Origin of the sequence: Paenibacillus sp. FSL R5-0701 (assembly GCF_037973995.1) — a bacterium.
In the GTDB taxonomy this organism is placed as follows: domain Bacteria; phylum Bacillota; class Bacilli; order Paenibacillales; family Paenibacillaceae; genus Paenibacillus.
This window is the reverse complement of the sequence record NZ_CP150230.1, coordinates 4,976,527-5,001,258: the sequence shown is the minus strand read 5'-3', so window position 1 is coordinate 5,001,258 and position 24,732 is coordinate 4,976,527. Positions and strand designations below refer to the sequence as shown.

Here is a 24,732-nt window from a genome sequence, read left to right as displayed (position 1 = left end):
TGTAATTGATTTTTTGCCTTACACAGCTTGAATCTCAATTAAACGATGAGGTGTGGTCGTGATGGTACAAAAAACTGTTGAACTTTCCGAAACACAAAAGGGAATCTATTTTGATTGTCTGGTGAATGATCCCGCTTCGTATAACATCTCAGCTTCAATGCAATTTAATCATCTTCAAATGGAGATATTTCGCCGGGCCATCGAATTGCTTATGTATGAGCAAGTGGTGCTGCGTACTCGGATTGAGATTCAAAATGATGTACCCGTGTTATCCGTTCATGAAGATATGGATTATTCACTTGTCTTGTGGGACCTAAGTAGCGAGAACCAGGATAATCCAAAGGAACAACAGTTAGAAGCACTGGTGGATGAATGCATCGGGACACCTTTTGAGCTGGAGAAAGGTCCTCTGTTCCGTATAATGATTGTTCAGATGGATAAAAGCCGATATATTCTGACCTTATGTATTCATCATTTAATATGTGATGGCATATCGCTTGAACTGATGAGAAACAAACTTATCCAGTCATATACGTGTCTTCTTGAAGATCAGCCTGTGGATGTCAAGCTGGATGAAGGATTCATCTCTTATGTTGAGGCAGAGAACAAGAAACTGCACGAAAACAAGTACTCCAAAGAGCGGAAATACTGGTTAAACAAAATGAAGGGAGCGGAACCTCTTTCTCTAAAGCACGACTTTCCAGCAGGTTCTGTACAAGAAGGGATTGGTCATGAACTGCGATTTGATATTTCGGAATCGTTAATGGCTGATATTACACAGATGTCCAAAGATAATGAAGTAACCGTTTTTATGTTCTTTATGGGTGCCTTTGGCATTCTTATGAGTAAATATGTCGGTACAGACGATATCACCTTTGCCTCCCCATATTCTCATCGTCCCGGTATGGACTTGGAAGAAACGATTGGATGTTTTGTCCATATGTTGCCTATGCGATTCCATATTGACCTCGAATCAACTCTAAAACCTCTGCTGCAACAAGTAGCCACAACCTGGATGGATACGTACAGGAACATCGGATATCCCAATAACCTCATTGTCAGAGACAGCATGTTACAGGCTCAACCCGGATCACCATCGTTGTTTGATATCTCCTTTGTGTATGATTCCTATGAGGAAGATATGCTCGGAACTCGTATTCTGGATCAGGATAAGGTTACGTTTCCAGGAGATCTAATGGTGGTGTTGAGTCGTTTACCGCAAGGTGCTCAGTTGAAGCTGCAATATAAACCGAGCTTGTTTCGTGAAGATTCAATGGAGCGATTGGGCCAACGATTTCTATACTTGCTGAATCAACTAGTAACCAATTCTGATCAAAAAATCAGTGAGTTCAGTCTCCTGATGCAGGATGAGAAAGAAAACTTACTGTACCGATTCAATCAAACTTCTTATTTTCCCTACACTCCACAACATATTATGGATATATTTCACGATAAAGTAGCACGTTTCCCGGAGCGGGTAGCTCTAATGGAAGGCAAGCAGCATCAGACCTATGCGCAGGTCAACGCAAAAGCGAACCAATTGGCTAGGCAGATCGTTGCGAGTAAAAAAAGTGATAACGCGGCAGTTGGCGTGCAGATGCCACGTTCCTCGGATATGGTCATTGCCCTATTGGCTGTATTAAAAGCCGGATGTGCTTTTGTACCTGTAGACCCTTCCTATCCTTTGTCCAGAAAGGCCTATATTATATCGGATGCAGACATATCCATCGTGCTGGCTATGCAGCCCGAAAAAGATGACGAGACTCTGGATGTCCAGTACATCTACGTTGAGGGCGATCAGGCCTATACGGGGGATGTCTCAAACCTCGAAGAGGCGCTGAATCCGCATAGCCTTGCCTATATCATGTACACGTCCGGATCAACAGGCAAGCCAAAAGGAGTCATGGTTGAAAATCATAGCGTAGTCAATACACTGCTTGATCTGGAGCATCGTTTTCCAATGCAGGCGAAGGATGTTTACTTGCTGAAAACGGCATATACCTTTGATGTGTCGGCCACGGAACTTTTCGGCTGGTTCATGGGTGAAGGCGCACTAAGTATTCTTGAGCCTGGAGCAGAAAAAGACCCTGCTCGTATTGTGTCTACGGTGGCATCACATAAGGTTACGCACATCAATTTTGTTCCAACGTTATTCCGTCTTTTTCTGGAAACGATGGAGCTTCGCCCCGATCTGTCAGCATTGGAAACGCTGAAATGGATGTTTGTTGGCGGAGAGGCAGTCACACCAGACATCATTGAGAAATTTAACAGGTTAGGCATTAGAGCAAGTCTTGAAAATGTTTATGGTCCAACCGAATGCACCATATGGGTTTCTCATTATCCGTTAAGCCATTACGAAGGCTTGGGCAATGTACCGATTGGCTACCCGCTCAATGAGTCCAGATGGTATGTCGTCGGAAATCATGATGAGCTTCAGCCGTTAGGTATTCCAGGGGAGCTCTGTCTTAGCGGTGTTGGGCTTGCACGTGGATATCTGAATCTGGAACAGATGACCCGAGAGAAGTTTGTCCCTAATCCTTTCTTTCAGGAAGGACAGGACGCAGAGCATTTCAGGTACATGTACCGCACAGGTGATCTGGTACGTTCACTCCCAAGCGGTACGATCGAATATCTGGGACGTATTGATTTTCAGGTTAAAATTCAGGGAGCCAGACTGGAGACAGGCGAAATTGAGAATACCCTGTCATCCTATCCAGGTGTCATTCAGACCGTGGTAGTCATGAAATCATTTGAAGGTAGGTCCGGTTTGCTGTATGCCTACTATCTGTCAGAGCAGGAGCTGCCTTCTGTCGAATTGAGAGAGCATCTGTCTCGTTTGTTACCGGCATATATGATACCATCCGTTTTTGTACATAAATCCGAATTTCCATTGAATAGCAGTGGGAAGATTGACCGGAAGGCACTCATGGCAGATATCACGCATGCTCACGCTTCCAGTACGTTCTATACCGCCCCGTCTTCTGAGCTTGAGAAGGTTATAGCCGAAGTGTGGGCCGAAGTGCTCGGTGTTGAGAGAGTAGGGCGCGATGACCATTTCTTCGAATTGGGCGGAAATTCATTTTCTGTCATTCAGGCTCACAATAAACTTAAGCATTATACCGATGTGGAGTTCCCTGTTCCTCGTTTTTTCGAGTGCCCGACATTGCGTCAATTTGCAGCGCTAGGACCAAAAGATGAGGGAGTTCGGATACCGACTGAAAGGGAACAATTGTTTCAACGAAAAGACGGCATTATGCGTGAGGACATTGCAATTGTGGGCATGGCGGTGAATGTGCCGGGTGCTGAGGATATAAGGGAGTTCTGGAGTAACCTTGTTGAACGGCGGGAAAGCATTCACTTTTATAGTGATGATGAATTGAGGGAGCTTGGCGTGGAGGAAGCGCTGCTGCGTTCACCTCGTTATGTCAAGGCAAAAGGACGTGCCAACGGCATCGATGAGTTTGACGCAGGGTTCTTTGATTATACTCCCGGTGAAGCCAAAATGATGTCTCCCCAATTCAGACTTTTGTATCAGGGAATATGGGAAGCGCTGGAGGATGCGGGCTGCAGAACGGATGAAGCGGGTAAGGTGGGGGTGTTCCTTGGCGGGTCCGATGACTTCGAATGGTACCGTCAAGTACTTTTTAACGATGCTAACTATAGCAGTAAATACGAAGCATTTACCCTCAGCACCAATCATTTTCTCGCTACCCGAATGGCTTATAAGCTGAACTTAAAAGGGCCGGCCTATACCGCTCTGACGGGATGTTCTACTTCATTGGTTACACCTCATCTGGCATGTCAATCTTTGATCGTTGGAGAATGTGATGTGGCCGTGGCTGGTGGAATTACCGTGGAGTTGCCCAATGAAGGGGGTTACATATTTGAGGATGGCATGATGTTCTCCACAGATGGACACTGTCGTCCATTTGACGCGGCAGCCAGTGGAACCGTCTTCTCCAATGGTATGGGAATTGTGGTGTTGAAGCGGGTAACCGATGCTCTGCGGGATGGAGATCATATCTACGGGGTCATCAAAGGCTCAGCAATTAACAATGACGGACAAGAGAAACTCAGTTTTCTTGCTCCAAGCGTAAGCGGACAGGCTGAAGTCATTCAGGATGCTTATAAGGTAGCCGGAGTAGACCCCGAAACGGTGAGTTATATCGAAGCACATGGTACGGGAACGTTGCTTGGCGATCCAATTGAAGTAAACTCGTTAACTCGGGCCTTTGCTTCCGACCAAAAGCAATTTTGTTATCTGGGTTCGGTCAAGGGCAATGTGGGACATATGGATACAGCCGCAGGTGTGGTTGGTTTAATCAAGGTAGCGCTCAGTCTTGGACAAGGTTATATCCCTGGAACAGCGAATTATGAGCAGCCTAATCCCAAAATTGATTTTTTGAATACGCCTTTTAAAGTTAATGCACAAGGTGTGGACTGGAAACAGGGCCATGTTGGAGTCATGCGCGCAGGGATCAATTCATTTGGTGTGGGGGGCACGAACGCTCACATGGTATTGGAGGAGGCTCCCGAGATGGAGAAGTGCAGTCCGGATGATGACGTAAATATATTGCTTTTTTCCGCCAAAACAGAGTACTCGCTGAACCGCACCGCTGAACGGATTATGGAACATCTGACCCAGCAGCCGGAGCTATCTGTGTCGAACGCAGCGTGGACCTTGCAATCAGGTAGATCTATTTTTGCGTATCGTAAGGCACTCATTCTGGATAAGACATGGAAGGATAATCCGGACAAGCTGTTACAGCAGCTGGGGAAAGCACGCGTATACCAATCAGCTCAAGAGACCCGTCCCGTATACTTTATGTTCCCCGGACAGGGCAGTCAGTATCAGGGAATGGGTGCAGAACTATACAGATCTACAGAGCAAGCCGGCCTGGCTCCAATCTTCAGAAGTTATATTCAGGACATATTGGACCTTCTGCCCGCTGAAGAACGAGAAGATATGCTTTCCGTTGTATACGGGGATCAGCAGCCTGAGCGAATAAACCAGACGGAGTACAGCCAATTCGCACTGTTCATGACAAGTTATGCGCTGGCCAAGTCGCTGCTGGATCTGGGCATCAAGCCAGATGGCATGATCGGGCATAGCATTGGTGAATTGGCTGCCGCGGCGGTAGCGGGTGTATTCGAACTTGGAGATGCTGTCAAGTTAGTTCGACTTCGCGGACGTCTGATGCAGCAACAACAACCCGGGGTCATGCTTGCCGTTATGGCGGATGCACAGCAGGTGAAGTCACAACTGGAGGAAGACATGTGGCTTGCCCTGGTGAATACTACAGGTTCCAGTGTGATTGGTGGGACAGCTGAAGCCATTTCACGGATGGAAGCCAAGGCTGAAGGACTGGGCTGGAAGTGCATTCGTGTGAAGACTTCCCATGCATTCCATACGCCAATGATGAATCAGGCCGCGGAGGAATTTAGACGTTATTTAGCAGAGCATTCACTTCATACGCCACAGATCCCATTACTGTCCAATACCAGTGGAACATGGGCGCTTGGAGATGAAATCACACAACCTGACTATTGGTCCCGTCATATTTTACAGCCGGTGTTGTTTGAATCAAACCTGGCTGAAGTGTTGAAGGATGAACGGGCTGTATTAATTGAAGTAGGTGCAGGACGAACGCTAAGCTCCTTTGCCAGACAGCACAGTCTATCAAGAGATTCCCAGACGGTACTGAATATGCTACGTCACGTAAGGGAGACGGAGCAGGACAGTATCTATGTGAACCGCAGACTTGCGGAGTTATGGTGCGAAGGCATTGAACCGGACTGGAAGGTGCTCAAAGGGCAGACGGTACGACGCAAATGCTCTCTGCCTACTTATGTTTTCAACAAACAATCCTATCCTGTCGGTGTTTCTCTTTCTGGCTCATCAGCAGTGGAAGGAATGGGTACCGGGGATGATAGGCAGCATGCAGAGCAGGGTAAGGGAAGTGGCTCTACTCTAATAAAAGGGACAGTTTATACTGGCGGTTCAGACCAACTGAAACAGATTGTCCTGGACGCATATCGAACGATTTTTGGCATCGACGATCTAGATGAAGAGGTTAATTTCTTTGCGGTCGGAGGAGATTCTCTCAAAGCAGTCAGCTTGTCTGCATGGATCCGGTCTCATTTAGGAATTCAGCCTGAGGTAGCAGATGTTTTCAATCATTCAACGCCTATTCAACTGGCGGAGCATCTCTATGTCATGGCGAAACCAAAAGTGGACCAACAGACCATTCAATCTGCACCCACTATGGATGCGTATCCAATCTCTTCTGCACAGATGCGAATGTTCACACAAGCGATGCTTGATCCAGGCAATACGGCCTACAACCTACCGTCTGCAACCATTATTGAAGGTGAATTGGACCGTATAAGAGTTGAGGCTGCTTTGCAGAAGTTGATGCAGCATCATGATGCGCTCAGAACATCGTTTGAGATACGGGGTGGTCAGATCGTTCAGATCATCCAACATTCGGTTCGCTTAAGTATGGGCTATGCAGAGCAGCATGTGGCAGATGAGCAAGAGTTGCCTGCGATGATCGAGACATTGATTCGTCCTTTTGATCTGGGGAGTGCTCCGCTTATGCGGGTTGAACTGATTAAGATAGACGAGCGCAAGCACCTGTTATTCTTTGATATTCACCATATTATCGCAGATGGTACATCTGTCGAAATCATCACTCGTGACTTCAATGATTTATATTTTGGCAAAGAGCATGCAGTTCGATTGCAGTACAAAGATTACGCGGTATGGCAGCAGCAGCGTCTCGCTTCAAATGAATACAATTCACATCAAACGTACTGGCTGGACCATCTTGGCCCTTCTTTACCTGTGCTGCAGCTTCCGCTTGACCATGAGCGTCCATCACAGAGATCCATGCAAGGGGGGCGTCTCCATTTCACATTGAATCGTTCGTTAACACAACACTTGCACGAGCTGGCTTCCTCATCGGAAGCATCCATGTATATGGTAATGCTAAGTGTGTGGAATCTTCTTCTCGCACACCGCTCAGGTCAGCAGGACATTGTGGTAGGAACGCCTGTTGCAGGAAGGATGCAAGAGGAGTGGAAAGAGACGGTAGGCATGTTTGTCAATATGATTGCGATGCGGAATTTTCCAACGTTTGATCGTACATACACTGATTTTTTAAGCGAACTTAAACAACATACACTGGATGCTTTTGCGTATCAGGAGTATCCGTTTAATGAGCTTGTGGCACAACTGGGCGTGGCACGTGGGTTGAACCGAAGTCCGGTATTTGATGTTTGTTTTGATTATCAGAACATGGATTTGCATGGACTTGAACTTCATGGTTTGCAATTCAGTTCTTTTCCGGTGGAGACGGGTACCTCTACTTATGATCTGTTATTGACCTGTCAAGAAAACAGGGAGAAGCAGGTGATTGAAGGATATATCGAATACTCGCTGGATCTGTTCCGCCGGGACACAGTTGAAGGGATGATGCAGGAGTTTATCGGACTCTGCCAAGAGGTTGTACAACAGCCCAATCTGTATCTGAGCGAACTGTTTGAGAGAAACGAACGTTCTCAAGAGCACCCAGTCCATCGTCTTGTTGGTCCACGTCTGGATTACAATCCTGCGGTGGGTCTGCATCGGCTGTTCGAGCTGCAGGCAGAACTCACACCAGACAAGAAAGCTCTCCTTGTATCATCCGGAGCCGCTTTTACCTACAGGCAGCTTAATGAAAAAGCTAATACGCTGGCTTGGAAGCTGATTGATCAAGGTGTACGCCGGGATGAACCTGTAGGCATATTATCCAGACGAGATGAATCGCTGATCATTATGCTGTTGGCGGTGCTGAAAGCTGGGGCGGCTTATATGCCTCTGGACCCTGCTTTTCCGCCGCAGCGCATCGTGAATATGATCGAAGATAGCCGAATGAACGTATTGCTGTGTACGCCTGATGCAGAAGGAACAGTGACTTTTAGCGGAGAGCGATTTGTGTATGATTCAACTTCCCAGGATGTGCGCGCATCCGTTAACCCGGACAGAAGCTTCCTGTCTTCGGACCTGTCCTGTGTGATTTTTACCTCAGGATCAACGGGGCGTCCCAAAGGGGTGATGATTACTCATGAGGCGATGGTCAATTTTGTTGAGGACATCAGGCACCGACATATTTTTGCACATGAGACAGATCGCATCATCAGTGTGACGACCATATCTTTTGATATTTTCGGATTTGAAGTGTGGACACCATTATGCACCGGATATTCGTTGTATCTGGCCAATGAGCAGGAGCAACTTGACCCGGCTCTTGCTTCCCGTCGAATACGTGAACATGGTGTTACACACATTCTTAGCACGGTCTCACGCATTAAGGCATTTGTCGAAAATCCGGAATTCGCTCAGACGCTGGGCAATCTGCGGTGTGTTCTTACCGGAGGGGAAAATGTCCCTGTGGGACTTCTCACCGATCTGAAGCGGCTTACACCTGCTCGAGTCTTTAACATGTATGGACCAACGGAAACTACAATCTGGTCAACAACCAAAGAATTGAATGATACAGCCGCGATTACCATTGGCAAGCCCATTACCAATACAGAGATTTATATTCTGAATGATGAAGGTGAAATACTGCCACCTGGCAGTTATGGAGAGCTGTGCATTGCAGGAAAAGGATTATCCCGCGGTTATCTGCACAACGCTGCTGAGACCGATGCCCGATTCATTGCAAACTCCAATGTTTTGGGAGGCCGTTTGTACCGAACTGGCGATCTGGCCCGTATACTGCCGGATGGGGATGTTGAGTTAATGGGACGGTTAGATCAGCAGGTGAAAATTCGTGGCTACCGGATTGAACTGAACGAGATTGAGCAGGCAGCGATGAATTATGAACGTGTAAGAGAAGCTGTCGTTAAGGTAGAAGGGGCCGAGCCACATTCATTGCAATTAATCCTTTTCTACAGTCTGAAGCCTGGGATTGGACCGTCCGTTATGGAAGATGAAGACGTACAGCTTCGGAGCTGGTTAAAGCAGCGGCTTCCACAGTACATGATGCCTTCTCGCTTGATTCGTCTGGAAAATCTGCCTGTGCTGCCTAATGGCAAACTGAATCGCAATGCCCTTCGTTTGGCTGATTTTGAAACGGGAGAGAGGGATAACCCGGCTCTGGTTTATGGCTCATCGATTCAAGGAATCGAGCGGGCAAAAGTTGATCTGGAGCAGATGCTTATTGCAGCGTGGAAGGAAATATTGAATCTGGATACGGTTAATATCCATGATCACTTTTTTGACATCGGAGGCAACTCGCTGGGGCTTATTCTGATCAATAATCGCCTGAATGCCTATCTGGATAAAAGCGTTCCGCTGGTGCAATTGTTTGAGCATTCCTCCATTGCATCACTGGTCAGTCATCTGGTGGCTGAGCAGATGCTGCCGACAGTTACACAACAAGAGGAGAGCGGGCATATCGCTTCGGCTGGATATCCTGTTACGAACCCGGACCCGACAACAGCTCCCAAAGAGTATGTGATGAGCACAGTTGAACACAGCAAAGTGGAACAGAGCAGACCAGATCAGAGCAGACCGGAACAGAGTATCCAGTTTGCCTCAGAACACAGTAGCAGAATTCCTTCTTCGTCGGATATCGCAGTCATTGGCATGGCAGGGCATTTTCCCGGCTCAAGAAATATTGAGGAGTTCTGGGATAACCTAATGGCAGGTAAGGACGGTATCACCCGTCTGGATGAAGATGATCTAACCGCTGCGGGTGTACGACCGGAAGACTTCAAACATCCCGATTATGTACGGGCCAAAGGTGTACTGCAAGACACTGAGTATTTTGACTCCGGATTTTTCGAATATCCGCATCAGGAATCCAATATGATGGATCCGCAAATACGGCTGCTGCATCAGTGCTCATGGGAGGCGCTTGAGCATGCCGGATGTGATCCTTACAGTTATGAGGGATCTATAGGATTGTTTGCCGGAAGTGGACTGAGCTTACCATGGATGGTGCAATTTCTAGGTCGTTCCGGTAATTTGCTACAGGCTTTTGAAGCCATGACTTTAAATGAAAAGGACTATATTACAACCCGAGTATCTCACAAATTAAATCTGAGAGGGCCGAGTATGGCAGTCCAGACCGCATGTTCGACTTCTTTGGTCGCTATCCACCAAGCTGCTGAATCTTTGATTCGGGGAGAGTGTGATGTGGCACTTGCGGGAGGTGTCTCTATCTCCTATCCGCTCAAAGAAGGTTATCACTGGCATGAAGGCATGATTTATTCCAAGGATGGTCATTGCAGACCGTTTGATGAGCAGGCATCTGGTACTGTGTCTGGTAATGGATGCGGAATGGTTGTGCTCAAGTCACTCCGCGACGCGCAGAGAGATGGAGATCATATCTATGCAGTCATTAAAGGTTCAGCGATTAATAATGATGGCATGGACAAAATTGGATATACGGCACCGAGTGTGGCCGGGCAGGTCAAGGTTATTCAATCTGCCCTGCATCGTTCGGGAGTATCTCCAAAAGAGATCTCCTATCTGGAGGCGCATGGAACAGGAACCAAATTGGGTGACCCGATTGAAATCGAAGCGCTCAGGCAGTCATGGGGAACAGATCGTAGAAATTATTGTGCTCTAGGTTCTGTGAAAGCCAATATTGGACATCTTGATGCGGCAGCAGGTGTCGCCGGTTTTATTAAAACCGTACTGACGCTTTATCACCGGGTGGTTCCGCCACAGATTCACATGAATCGGACGAATCCGATGTTGGAGCTGGAGCATAGTCCCTTCTATATCAACAAGGAGCCACAGCCATTAGAAGAGGCGAAGGGTATCCTGCGAGCGGGTGTCAGTTCGTTTGGGATCGGGGGGACCAATGCTCACGTCATTCTGGAGCAACCACCCGTCCAAGAGAGCCAAGCGAGTTATGAATCTTTGCTTCTGCTGCCCTTCTCGGCCAAGAGTGAATCTGCGCTGGAACGCACGTACGATTCGGTTCTACAGGCGATCCATGCATTGCCGGAGCAGTTGCCCAATGCTGCGTGGACTCTGCAAAAGGGAAGAAGCAGATTCATTCATCGTAAAGCACTGATCGTTGTGGACGGTTATATTCCGCCAAGTGAGCAGTCTATAGAGTTCGAGACACAGGCAAGTGTGATGAATGGGAAGCCTAAGGTCATGTTTTACCTTAGCGGGAATGCAAGTTGGGAAGCTCGCAAGATTCGGGAACTATATGCTTCTGTGTATCGCAGCCAGGTCTCAGAGATATTTAAACAGCACTTTGAAGAGATACTGAACCTCTTTGAGTCCAAGGAACAGTATGCCATTCGCCAAGGCATAGGGCGATCGTTAACCGATTCAAGGCTTGAGCGCATGCAGTGCTTTGTTGTGCAATATGCTCTTTATCAAACCGTGATGCAGCTTGGTATCAAGCCGGATGCTGTCTGTGGACAAGGCGTTGGCGAACTGGTGGGGTTGGTCATTAGTGATGCACTTGATCCAGTACATGCCGTGGGGCTTCTATACAATTGGGAGCATTGGTCACTAGAAGAAGGAGCATTGTCAGATGCTATGACAGGAAGGATGACAGATGCAACTGTAACAGACCTTGCGTCGAGCATTGCACCACTGTTATCTCCAAATTTCCTGTTTACGCTGCTAAATCGCAAGACGCTTTCTGAATCTGCTGGGCATACGCTGTGGATCGTTTCGAATCAACAGCAGGATACAGACCAAATAGTCCCGGATTCATTATCAGAGCCAAACGTCATTGCTCTTACTGGAGATCGTCAGAGTTTGCTTGAGGCAGACGTGTATTTAATGAAAGTACTTGCTTTTTGCTGGTGCTCTGGCATGGAGTTGGATTGGGAACAGTTAAACGGAACGGGGCGCAGGCAAAAAATCTCCCTGCCGACGTATTCCTTTGATCCCATTGTTCATCAACATGATGTTGCGTTGTATCAGCTTGCAGGTATGTCACAGGTTGCAGCGGGTTCTATCACAGCATTAGACCAATCTCCAGCTGGGAAAGTCAGGGTTCAACGGACTGATGATGAGATAAGGCATATATTGTCGCAATTGTGGCAGGAGTTGCTTGGTAATGGAGCAGTCAGCCTTGAAGATGATTTCTTTGAACTTGGAGGTCATTCTTTAAAAGCGATTTCCTTGGCGTCGAGGATTAAAGAAATGTTTGGATTAAATTTGGGGCTGGAAGAGGTTTTTAATCATTCTGTATTTGAACACATGGTTCAATGGATTGCTGAACATCAGGCTACAAGCGACTCTGATTCAGTGAATTCAATTTTGCCTGTTACTAAGAAAGAGAAATACAAGACCACTTCTGCACAGCGAAGAATGTATGTGGTACATGAGTGGATGAAAGGTGAGAGTACGGCGTACAATCTCGCCAGCTCTTATATGGTAAGAGGAAAACTTGACCCTGCCCAATTCAGATTAATAATGGATGCACTGGTAGAGAGACATGAAGCATTCCGTACCAGGTTCGAAATGATTGATGGTGAGCTTTTCCAGGTTGTTGAGGATCAGGTTCCAAGCGTTGTGGAGTTGCTGGAATTAGAAACGGCAGGGTTAGAGCAGGTCATGGAATGGATCAAGCCTTTTGATCTGACCTGCGCACCATTGGTTCGTGTTAAGCTGATTCGCCTTTCTCAAGAGGAACACATCTTATTCATCGACATGCATCATATCATTTCGGATCAGAGTTCCATTGCTATCCTGATGCAGGATTTCGCTCGTATGTACAGAGGAGAAACATTGCAATCTCTTGATATTCAGTATAAGGATTATGCGGAATGGCGTGATGAAGCTGCGTCACATGGACAATCTGTTGAAGACGCCGAGTTTTGGATACGGGAATTCAAGGACATGCCTGCACCTGTTGAATTGCTTACAGACTTCCCAAGACATGGGGCGTCATCCTACAGAGGAGACAGACGTTCCATTGAACTTGGTGAGTCGTTAAGTACACAGGTCAATGATTTCTGTACTCAACAAGGGCTTACACCCTACATGTTGTTCATGGCAACTTTGAATCTATTAATCTGGAAGTATACGGGTCAAGACGATCTGGTCGTTGGTACAGCGGTTGCGGGGCGTGAGAAGCCAGAACTCAATAACGTTATGGGTATGTTCGTGAACATGCTTGCCATTCGCACCAGCATGGACAGAGAATGGTCCACAGAGGCGTATTTGAATAAGATGCGTGGCAAGCTGTTATCCTGTTATGAGCATCAGCATTATCCTTATGAAGCACTGGTAGAACAACTTGGTCTATTCGGTGATTTAAGCCGCAACCCCCTATTTGATGTGGTTCTAAATTACATTAATATGGGGACCGATGATCCTGAAGCCGGGGAACTGATGCTTGAACCATGGGTCGAAGGTAAGGTGGATGCCAAATTTGATCTGACTTGGACACTGGTCGAGCATAAGCAATGTTACACGGTTGAACTTGACTATCGCTCGGATTTGTTTAAAGCGGAGTCCATGGAACGGATGCTGGATAAATTCCGGTATATCCTGTCTCAGATCACAACAGGGGATAATGAACGAATTGGACAGATTAAGCTCACTACACCGGAGGAAGAGGACTGGCTGCTGTACGGAGTCAACGATAATGCCGCCCAGTATCCGCGAGATGCGACCATCTCCCAATTATTCGAGGAACAAGTTCATATGCATCCACAGAAGACAGCATTGGTCTGGGAAGACGATGAGTGGAGCTATGCAGATCTGTATGAACGTGTTCAGTGGCTGGCGTTCAGGTTGCTTGGACAAGGGGTAAAATCAGGCTCCAGTATTGCTCTCATTCTGGACCGTGGACCGATCCAGATGATCAGTATTCTTGCTACACTCCAAGTGGGGTGCAGTTATGTTCCGATCGACCCGGCTTCGCCGCCATCGAGAATTGAATTTATTTTGCAAGATTGCGATGCGGCTGTGTTATTGACTGAAACGGCGTATGCCTCCACATGGCAATCTGTAGTTCCTTGTATCGTGCCGGCAGATGAACTGGCAGCATTTGATTCAGGAGACATGCAGGAGCCCGTTGAACATATGAACAAGACTGCTCTTGACCCGGCTTATATCATTTATACATCAGGGTCAACAGGAACTCCAAAAGGGACTGTGATGAGTCATCGCAATGTGACCAAAGTCATGAAAAATAGCAATTTTGTCACTGTCGTGCCAGAGGATCGTATCCTGCAAATTTCTAACTATGCGTTTGACGGTTCCATTTTCGATATTTTTGCTTCATTAATAAACGGCGCTACTCTTGTATTAATCTCAAAAGAGACCATCTTGGATATGGCTCGTTTGGCGGATGTCATCCGACAGCAACGGATTTCAGTATTTTATATTCCGACATCCTTGTTTAATATGCTGGTGGATTGGGATGCTGATTGCTTGAGGAATGTGCGTAGAGTGATGTTTGGTGGTGAAGCTGCATCGGTGAGTCATGCCAACAAAGCGCTTGCATGCGTGGGGCCGGGCAGGCTGTTAAATGGATATGGGCCAACGGAAGCGACCTTTTTTGCCTCCTACCACTTATTACAGCAAATAGAGCCTTATACTGGCTCGCTGCCTATAGGTTATCCCCTGTCTAACACAGCCTTGTATGTTCTGGATGATGAGCTGAAGCCTGTGCCACCGAACGTTCCAGGTGAACTGTATATCAGTGGGGATGCGGTAGGTATTGGATATCTTAACCGTGAGGATCTTACCCGAAAACACTTTCTTGATGATCCCTTCCGCAAGGGAGAACGAATGTATCGGACAGGTGACATCGTCAAACGTCTGGCTGACGGCAGTCTGATTTTTATTGAACGTTCGGATTTCCAGGTCAAGATTAGAGGTTTCCGCATTGAGTTATCGGAGATAGGCAATTGCATGGAGCGTCTTTCGGGAGTTCGTGATGCCTTTGTCATGACAGTTACAGAACCATCAGAAAGTCTATACATTGCCGCTTTTTATACAACCGATACTGGAGCAGATGTGGAGTATATTCGAAGAGAACTTCATCAGCAGCTGCCAGAGTACATGGTGCCTGCACGAATTATTCGAATGGATCATCTTCCGATTAATGCCAATGGCAAAGTGGACCGAAGAGCATTGTCCGAGCATTTGGTTGAAGAGCAGCAGAGGTCTCTGGAAGTGAGTTCACCTCGGGCAAAAACAGAGCGTGTCATTCTTGCCGCCATGCGACAGATCCTGGGTAATCCAGGCATTGGTGTGGAAGATCACTTCTTTCAAAATGGGGGGCATTCGCTCAAAGCGATTGCATTCACTCAAATTTTGGCAAAAGAAGGAATTTCCATCAATGTGAACGAATTATTCCAATATCCGACAGTTAGAGGACTTGCCAAATTGGTAGATATTAATCCTCCGGCGTCAGTTTGGTCCGAAGATAGCCTGCATATTCAGTCCCCGATAGTCATACCACAGGACATAACACTTCATGAGAAACAACTGGACAGCCTGGTCCTGCATGTCTTAAACAGCTGCAATCAGGTTTCATCTTTTATGGCGGGCATGACCCCTATGGGTCAATTCCCACTATCTCCAATTCAACAAGCACATGCTTCTACGACTTCACGAGCAAGCGGATTTACAACAACGCTGGAAGGCGAATTGAATGAACAAGCTGTAAAACACCTGATTCTTGGGGTGATATCCCGGCATCAGTTGCTGCACAGCATGATATATGAGGAAGAACAATTGTATTGGCATCCATGTGATATATCGTTAGCGGCGGACATGCTGCAACAGCTTATCCCCTATCTTGATATTCGTCATTATGCTTCGGCTACGATTGAGCAGTTGGAGTACAAACTGGTTCAGTCTCTGTTACACAAAACGTATACGTTGAATGAACTACCTTGGCGTCTGTGTATTTTGCGTACAGGAGCAACAGAGCATACGCTGATTTGGAGTTTTGATCACCTTGCGTTTGATGGTATGAGTGCCCAGATCATCAAGCAGCAACTTGAATCGAAGGCATTATATAGACCGCAAGGTATAGAGATCGAGAGTGATCTTCTGTACCAAGTACGAAATTATGAGGATTATGTAAATTTTCTGTCTCAAGGCCCCATAGGGGTATCAGAAGATGAACTGAAGAAACAATTTTCACTTCAGGCATGGAATACATGTAACACTATCGTCATGAACAAGTTGAAGGAAACAGAAAGATTGTCGCCTTCAGCGATGACTGTCGAGTTGTCCCTTGCAGGGAAGGAGCCTGCAGATGTTTGGTGGACATGCTTTGAAACTTTTGCCAACATCATTGCGGCTTATCTGAACATAAGCCAATTGCCAATAGCCCTGGTGCATTACGGAAGGGAGTATGGCGAAGAATCCTACTATGATTATGTGGGAGAATTCCTAGATCTGATTCCAGTGCTGGTAGACAGTGAATTCACACAGGAAGATCTGTTGGAACGTCTGGAATTTACGAAGCAACACAGCATTAACTTTATGGCACTTACACATGATTCTTCCCTCTCGGCACAATATGATGGCATACAGGAACAATTGGGAACTGCCTACAGGCAAGCAGAACAGGAGACGCATCAGATGATTCTATTTAATTATCAAGGCTTCATCTCCAGCAGCGAAGCGATCCCAATGTCGTCTCAGTCGTCGGATGACCAAGATTCGAATTCGGGACTCGCCCAATTCGAATGGGTTATTCGCTACGACGAAGAGTGTCTGTACGTACATCTGGCCTGTCAGGCTGGTCTGGATATCAAACGTATGAAACAGCTGATTGATGACAAGCTTGGTAGCGATGTGAGAGTGGTAGTTCACAATGAGGCAATGGAGGTGCAACATGTCCAGTAAATCCATACAGCGAGGACCCGAGCTGATTGTGCCAGAACATTATTCAACAGTGGCTGAGATGCTAATCTACATTGCAGATACTCATCCAGAAAAGGGAATGACCTATATCAGCTCTTCAGGTGACGAACAGTTTGAATCATATCCTGAATTACTGATGCAGGCGCGCAAGTACCTGCAGTCTCTTCAGGAGCAAGGCATTCAACAAGGACAGGTTGTTATTTTGGAAATTGACCAGTCACAGGAATTTTACCGTACATTTTGGGCTTGTATGCTGGGGGGCATTATTGTCGCCCCTGTCAGTCCTCCGGCTGCCTGGGAACCAGGCTCAGCCGGTCTGGAGAAATTCACGAAAGTGTGGGAGGTACTCGGGCGTCCAGTCGTTATCGTCGAGGAAGCCTACATGCCCAAGTATAAACAGCTTGCGGAAAGTCCGGTATTCAAAGGTCTTATGTTGATTAGCGTGAACCAGCTTCAAGCAGGCCAGCAGATGGCTGATCTATGCCCAACCTCTCCTGATGACATTGTGTTCCTGCAATTCTCATCAGGAAGCACGGGAATTCCCAAAGGTGTGCAGTTAACAAATCACAATATTATCGCCAACAGTATTGCATGCAAGACTTTTCTTGGAGCTGAAGAAGGAGATAATGTGTTTACCTGGTTGCCGCATACGCATGATATGGGGATATTTGGACAGCATCTGACACCCGTCCTGAGTGGAGCCAACATCATGGTGATGTCACCTTATACCTTCGTACGGTCGCCTTATCTGTTCTTGCGCAAGATTACGGAGCATCAGGGAAAATGGTTTTGCTGTACCAATTTCGGTTTCGAATGGATGGTTCAGAAGATCCCGGATTCCAAGCTCTCAACGCTTGATCTGTCTTCACTGCGTATGACCTTGAATGGTGCAGAGCCTATATCAACGTCTGTTATCGAGCGATTTGTCAAAAAATTCAGCTCTTGTGGCTATCGTTCCAATATGATGTTTCCTGCGTATGGCATGGCAGAAGCGACAGTAGGTGTATGTACCTCCAGACTGGGGGAAGAGCCGCGAATTGAACGTATTTCGCGTTCGCGGCTGGTGCAGGAAGGACTGGCTGTGCCAGTACAGCTGCTTAGCAGTGATAGCCATACTTCGGATGTGATCGAATTTGTTCATGAAGGATATCCCATGACAGGGATTCAAATCCGGATTGCGGATGAACAGGGTGAAGTGCTGGATGAGCGGGTCGTTGGCGAAATCCAGATCCGTGGGGAATCGGTAACCTCCGGATATTACAGTCTCCCGGAGATCAATCGTGAAATGTATGTGGATGGGTGGCTTCGCACTGGAGACTTGGGTTATATGGCTGATGGCTCCCTGGTTGTAAGCGGACGGATCAAGGACATTGTGTTTATTCGGGGACAGAACCATTATGCGCATGATCTTGAAGAAATTTTGTACCAGAATAGCAGCATTCCGAGAGGGAATCTGACGGTAGTCGGGCACTTTAACAGCCTCAAACAAGTAGAGGAGCTGCTTGTATTTGTTAAATACAAATCGAGCGCTCCACAGTTTCTGGAGGTACGACAGGATCTGATCCAACGTATGAGGGCTGGATTGGGTATTGAGATCACTCATGTTCTCCCAATCAAGGTTATTCCCAAAACCACGAGTGGCAAGGTCCAGCGCTTCATGCTGAGAAACGAATATGAGCGTGGAGTATTTACCAAGGACATCGAGGCCATTGAAGAGCTGATTCGCGAAAACACTCAACAACAACACGAGACGGTTTCCGCATCCTCTTTGGAGTATACCGTACGTAAAGCCTGGGCCGAAATTCTTCAATTGCCCGCAGGAAAGATTGAGATGGATACTTCTTTTCTCGCACTTGGAGGCAATTCCATCCTCTCCTATCAATTACTAGACAAGCTGTCTGCACATATGGGGCGTGAATTAGGACAAGAACTGCTTGTTTTTTGCAGTACCGTACGTGAAATGGTGGAATATCTCCAGGAGCTTCCAGCAGAAACAAAGGACTTTGAACAAGCTGAAACCACAGATAATCACCTGAATGTACATCGTGCTATTGCTATTACCGGGCTGTCTCTGCGTCTGCCTGATGCCGACAGCCAAGAGCAGTTCTGGAGCAATCTGGTTAACGGGGTAGATAGTGTTGACCGGGTTAGCTTAGAGCGTGCAACACGTTCCAAGCAACCCGGTTGGGATGACTGGATTGGAGAGCTGAAGCAACCGGATACGTTTGATCATGAGTTCTTTGAAATCCCGTCTGAACAAGCTGCATTTATGGATCCGCAGCATCGCAAGCTGCTGGAAGTTGCTCATGAGGCGCTGGAGGATGCGGGTATGCTCGTGGACCATGAGGATAAGCGTGATGTGGGTGTGTATGTAGGGATTAATCCAAGCACATACTTCGATCTGGTTATTGATTATATGAACCGGAGTCTTGGAAAGGCTGTTCATTCTCACGCTATGGTAGGCAATATGTCCAATATTGCAGCGGCCTCCATTTCACATATGTACAATTTTACAGGGCCGGCACTGTCCATAGATACGGCATGTTCTTCTTTTCTGGTCGCACTGACGCAAGCTGTGGCGGCCATTCAGGACAAGCGTATCTCTGGGGCAGTTGTAGGTGGAGCGAACATTTTGGCTACACCGCATGTTCATCAACTATCACGCAATGCTGGAATCTGTTCTTCCACTCAACATACGAAGGTATTTGATCGGGAAGCAGATGGTTCAGTCCTGGGGGAAGGTGCTGTTGTTGTATATCTGGAGCCGCTAACAGAGGCAGTTCGCAACAATAAGCATGTTTATGGTGTGATTCGCGGGACAGCGGTGAATAACGACGGATATTCACTTGGCATTATGGCACCCAACCCTCAGGGGCAATATGAGGTACTCCGTGCAGCTTATCGCGATGCCAATCTAAACCCGAGCGAGGTCTCTTATATTGAAGCACATGGATCGGGGACAAGGATTGGAGATCCAATTGAGGTGAATGCCTTGCTCCGACTGTTCCGGGAAAAGGGATATCCAAGCGACAATTCGATTGGATTAGGTTCAGTCAAAACCAATATTGGACATTTATTTGCAGCCTCCAGTGGAGCCAGTCTTGCCAAGGTTCTGCTCAGTATGCAGCATAGGGAACTGGCACCAAGTCTGCATATGGATAATCCGAATCCGGCCCTCCGACTGGAGCAATCGCCGTTCCATATCGTTAGCGAGCATAGATCGTGGGATGTACCTGTAGGGAAAACACGGAAGGCCGGCATCAGTTCATTTGGCCTGGGAGGTACGAATGCCCACATTGTGCTGGAGGAATGGAAAGCCCCTGTCCGTGCAGCTGCCCCGGCACGTGGCCAGTTGTTAACGTTCTCTGCGAAATCAGAGCAGGCTCTAAAAAAGCTGATTGATAACACGGAGCGATATGTGAAGAAACATGCGGACCTGACACCAGAGGATCTTTGTTTTACTCGGAACAGATATAGAAAACATTATCGGTATCGTGCAGCAGTGACTGTCAGCTCAACCGGAGAGTGGAACATCGAAGAGATGGAATTTGGCTTCAAGCCTAGAAACCGAGCTGCTCGTGTCAGTATTGTGGTTGGGGGGCATGAGATTGGCAGAGAAGATGAAGCTCATGCACGTCAAGTAATTAGGCCAGACGATTCTAATGAAGATATGGTATCAACCTTGAACTACTGGGTGACCTTGCTTGAGACACTTGTACGTCTGGTCCCTTCCATTCAGGAGATTCGAGGAATAGCTGCAGGAGAGAAGCTTGTATCCAGTTTACATCTGGATGGCGAGGAACATCACAGCGCTCATACAAGCCAATCCATTCCAGTGAACAACAGAGTGACGTTAGAGAGTCTGCAAGACACACCTGGCAAGATGGCAAACGCCGACATTGTAATTATGATTGCTGCAGATCAGACAGTGCAGCAGCTTGAATACAGTGGCAAGGAGAGCTTCATCCGCCTGTCTGCCGAGCCGACACTTACCATGGAGGATCAGCTTGCTTTATTACTGGGACAGCTTTATGTACGTGGTGCTGCGCTGGATTGGGAACAGTTACATCCGAATGGCTCTGGCCAGATTGTACATCTGCCAGCGCATCCATTCGAGCCGTATGTACATTGGATAGATGTGAATCAGGGAACGGAGGTCATGATATGACAAAAGAAGAAATTGAGCTTTTTCTCAAAAGCGAGATTGCTGCAGCGTTGAATCAGGAGCCAGAGGACATCGATGAAGAGATGAATTTTTTGAAAATTGGTGTCTCATCTGTGCAGGCGCTCAAGATCATTAATCGTGCGCGTAAGCATCTTCAAGTTGACATCAGTCCGGTTGCGTTGTTTGAATACAAAACAATTGCCGAGTTCGCCGCCTATCTGAATGAATCTCTTCTTCAAGAGGGGGTTGCCGAATGATTGAAGTGGATGTAGAGCAAGAGATTATTCATGAAGCTGAATTGTTTGCTGCCCGTGAAATTCGTCCTTATGCTCAACAGATTCAAGAACAGCAAGCCATTCCCAGAACATTGATCCGTGCCATGGCTGAAAAAGGTTACTTGGCTGCCTCGATCCCGGCTGAATATGGCGGCATGGGTCTCGGCCCTAAGGCGTACGGGCTGTTGACTGAAGTATTTGGCAAGGCTCTTCCAGCCGTTCGCAGCTTGTTAACGGTACATACTTCACTTGTAAGTGAAACTTTGGTACGTTTCGGAACGCCTGAGCAAAAATCGTCCTGGCTGCCCAAGTTGGTGAAGGGAGAATGGATTGCTGCCTTTGGCCTGACTGAACCGGAAGTTGGTTCAGATGCCAAAAGTGTAAAGACCGAGTGGAGAGAAGAATCGGACTGTTATGTTTTGAATGGGAAAAAGAAGTGGATTACGTTTGGACATCTGGCAGATGTGTTTATCATTATTGCCTCGAATCAGGGACGAAGCACTGCTTTTTGGGTCGAACGCCAGTTTGAGGGTGTACAGACCCAACCTATTGAAGGTGTCATGGTTGCGGGAGAGACAGGTATAGCTGAGATTGATCTCCATGAGGTGCGTGTACCAAAGAATCACATTATTGGACGTCTGAATGAAGGTTTTGAGTACATCGTAACCGGGGCGCTGGACCAAGGCAGATATAGCATTGCCTGGGCAGGGCTGGCGATTGCGCAGGAAGCGCTGGATGCCATGGTGACTTACTCAAGGAAGCGGAAGCAATTTGACCAGAAGCTGAGTCATTTTCAGCTGATTCGCGGCATGATTGGAGATGCGGTGACAAAAGTCCATGCAGCACGAGCATTATGTTTACGGGCAGCCGAGCTGAGAGAAGCCAAGGACCCGCAGGCCGCCATGGAGACAACGATCGCCAAATATTTTACGTCCAAAGTTGCTGTTGAAGTTGCAAGTGATGCGCTACAGGTTCATGGTGCGAACGGAATTAGTAACCAATATCCTGTTGCCAGGCTGTATAAGGAAGCCAAAATTCTGGAGATTATTGAAGGTTCCTCTCAGATGCAGCAGGAGATGATCTCGCATTACGGATTAAAAGCCTATTACAAGCGTGGCGGTAGCGTATGACGTTCTGTGCGCTATTTCCCGGCCAGGGAAGCCAGTATATCGGAATGTGCAGTGAGTTGTTGGACAGTGAGCCGGAGGCGAATCAGATCTTTGCGGAAGCGAGCGAGGTGATCGGATTTGATTTGAAGGCACTGGTTATGGAAGGGACCCTGGATCAATTGACGGTCTCTGAATATGCTCAACCTGCTGTACTGACAGCAAGCTACGTTTTATTTGACTCATTTGTTCGCCGGACAGGAATGACTCCAGATTATGCAGTAGGTCACAGTTTGGGGGAGATTTCGGCTTTAGTAGCGGCGGGAGCATTGCGATTTGCTGATGGAATCCGTTTTACAGCTCAGCGTGGTGCGTTGATGCATCGCTCCATTCAGGAGCAAAAAGGAAGAGCGGGCATTGCTGTTGATATAACCCAAGAAGCGCTTGAAGAATTAGTCGAGAATATTCGTCAGAACGAGTATGTGACGATCTCCGGTTATAATTCACCAGGACAGTTTGTCGTCGCAGGTACTGCGAAGGGTCTTCAACTGCTGGATGATCAGGTGGATGGCTACGGTGGGGAGTTCATTCCTTTTCGCATGATGCCAATGAAGGCAGATGCACCTTATCATAGCGAGTTGATGCAGTTCATTCAGCCTGAGCTTGAAGAGATGCTTGCAGGGATTTCCTTCTCTGCACCGGTGTTTCCCATCTGCTCAACAGTACATGGTGAGTTCATTCGCGGAGCCGAGGACATTCCTAAGCTGCTGAGCAGCCAGCTTTTGCAACCCATTCACTGGAATCAGGCATTGGCACGCGTTCAAAATCTGGGAGCGACGGTATGGATCGATATCGGTCCAGGCCAGAGCGTAAGAAATATGCTGGCTGAGAATAAGAGCTTGCCTGCAGCCTATTCGCTGGATGATCCGCAAGATCGGTCCAGGTTACTGGATCGATATGAAGCAGTAAACCAGACAAGTGGGGGAGGAGATATGGGATGATTACGGAGATGATGCAGTACAATCAGCGGGTGAAACAATGGCTGCCTGGCGGTGTGCACTATAATTTTCACCTTCCTTGGGAAGAGACGCCGCTCCATTTCAAGCATGCTTCCCGAAGCAGAGTGACGGACATGAACGGCAACGAGTATTTGGATCTATATGCCCGCTTTGGTGCCCTCATTGTTGGTCACGGCAACGAGGAGTATAACGAGTGTCTGAAGGATACCATTGACCGTGTTCTTTCCGTAAGTCATTGCGATCTGGATGCAGAGGCTCTGGAACTGATCCATCAATATGTACCTTCAGCAGAGATGATTCGTTTTGGGTTATCAGGCACGGAGATTGTCCAGAATGCACTTCGTCTTGCCCGGGCGTGGACAGGTAAAAATCGCTTTGTACGTTTTGAAGGCCATTATCATGGCAATGCGGACAATATTATGGGTGGCAAGACTGCACGTACAGGTCTGCCTGTACCTTCAGACTATCCCGGTGACATGAAAGGAACAAAGGGGAGGGCAAGGGATGCCATGGAATCTCAATCCTACCTCTTACCATGGAATGACGCACCCCGCCTGGAGGAACTATTTCGCCAGCATGGAGACGACATTGCAGCAGTAATCATGGAGCCGGTTTGTGTAAATGGAGGCGGAGTCATGCCTGCTCCGGGTTATCTGCAAAAAGTCAGACAGTTATGTGATCAGTACCAGGTCGTGCTCATTTTCGATGAGATTATAACAGGTTTCCGTATGGGGCTCGGTGGTGCCCAACAGTTATTCGGTGTAACGCCTGATCTGACTACACTTGGGAAGGCAATCGCCGGTGGCGGAGTTCCGGTGTCAGCCCTGGTTGGCAGAGCGGACATCATGAAGTTGCTTGTAGACAAAAAAGTAATTCATGCGGGTACGTTTAATGGCTATCCATTAGGTACAGCTGCTGTAAAAGCTACGCTGGAAATGTTGGGCCGCAATGGAGGACAGGCGATGCACAGCATGAACCGCCACGCTGAGATGATGCATGACATACTCTGTCAGGAAGCAGTGAAGGTAGGTCTGCCTTTAATTGTTCAGGGTCCGTCTGGCTGTGCTTCTTATCACTGCTGCACAGAGCCGCTTACGGATACGGCTGATTATACGTTTGAATTGATGTCTTTTGATATTTTGTTAAATAGCAAACTTGCTGAGCACGGTATTCTGGTATCTACGCTCTCGCGGATGTATCCGAATATCTTGCTTGATATGCAGGATGTTGCCTGGTTCAGTGAGCGTGTCCCTGCAGCACTTGCAGAAATGAAAGAGATCTACGACGAGCTGATCTGATG

General features: G+C 47.4%; 6 protein-coding genes. All 6 read left to right on the top strand.

The window, feature by feature from the left end; translation table 11 throughout:
- Positions 1 to 61: 61 nt before the first annotated feature.
- The 6 genes from MKZ13_RS22060 to MKZ13_RS22035 are packed head-to-tail and all read left to right on the top strand — an operon-like array spanning position 62 to position 24,730.
- Complete coding sequence (locus MKZ13_RS22060) at positions 62 to 16,849, top strand: amino acid adenylation domain-containing protein (protein ID WP_339185432.1); 16,788 nt, start codon at positions 62 to 64, stop codon at positions 16,847 to 16,849.
- Positions 16,839 to 21,035, top strand: coding sequence for a beta-ketoacyl synthase N-terminal-like domain-containing protein (locus tag MKZ13_RS22055; RefSeq protein WP_339178165.1), 4,197 nt, complete (start codon positions 16,839 to 16,841; stop codon positions 21,033 to 21,035). The genes MKZ13_RS22060 and MKZ13_RS22055 overlap by 11 nt, the downstream gene beginning before the upstream one ends.
- Positions 21,032 to 21,289, top strand: a complete 258-nt coding sequence (locus MKZ13_RS22050; protein WP_036668520.1) for an acyl carrier protein — start codon at positions 21,032 to 21,034, stop codon at positions 21,287 to 21,289. Before MKZ13_RS22055 ends, MKZ13_RS22050 begins: the two co-directional genes overlap by 4 nt.
- The gene (locus tag MKZ13_RS22045) at positions 21,286 to 22,437 is read left to right on the top strand and encodes an acyl-CoA dehydrogenase family protein (RefSeq protein ID WP_100526996.1); all 1,152 of its coding nucleotides are present in this window, start codon (positions 21,286 to 21,288) and stop codon (positions 22,435 to 22,437) included. The genes MKZ13_RS22050 and MKZ13_RS22045 overlap by 4 nt, the downstream gene beginning before the upstream one ends.
- Positions 22,434 to 23,414 carry an ACP S-malonyltransferase gene (locus tag MKZ13_RS22040; protein ID WP_339178160.1) on the top strand — a complete coding sequence of 327 codons (981 nt, stop codon included), beginning with the start codon at positions 22,434 to 22,436 and terminating at the stop codon, positions 23,412 to 23,414. Before MKZ13_RS22045 ends, MKZ13_RS22040 begins: the two co-directional genes overlap by 4 nt.
- Positions 23,411 to 24,730 carry an aminotransferase class III-fold pyridoxal phosphate-dependent enzyme gene (locus tag MKZ13_RS22035; RefSeq protein ID WP_339178158.1) on the top strand — a complete coding sequence of 440 codons (1,320 nt, stop codon included), beginning with the start codon at positions 23,411 to 23,413 and terminating at the stop codon, positions 24,728 to 24,730. The genes MKZ13_RS22040 and MKZ13_RS22035 overlap by 4 nt, the downstream gene beginning before the upstream one ends.
- The last annotated feature ends 2 nt before the right edge of the window (positions 24,731 to 24,732 follow it).

Bases quoted from the DNA above. Each gene is read 5' to 3' on its own strand.
- MKZ13_RS22060 (WP_339185432.1), top strand. From the start codon at position 62: ATGGTACAAAAAACTGTTGAACTTTCCGAAACACAAAAGGGAATCTAT.
- MKZ13_RS22055 (WP_339178165.1), top strand. From the start codon at position 16,839: ATGTCCAGTAAATCCATACAGCGAGGACCCGAGCTGATTGTGCCAGAA.
- MKZ13_RS22050 (WP_036668520.1), top strand. From the start codon at position 21,032: ATGACAAAAGAAGAAATTGAGCTTTTTCTCAAAAGCGAGATTGCTGCA.
- MKZ13_RS22045 (WP_100526996.1), top strand. From the start codon at position 21,286: ATGATTGAAGTGGATGTAGAGCAAGAGATTATTCATGAAGCTGAATTG.
- MKZ13_RS22040 (WP_339178160.1), top strand. From the start codon at position 22,434: ATGACGTTCTGTGCGCTATTTCCCGGCCAGGGAAGCCAGTATATCGGA.
- MKZ13_RS22035 (WP_339178158.1), top strand. From the start codon at position 23,411: ATGATTACGGAGATGATGCAGTACAATCAGCGGGTGAAACAATGGCTG.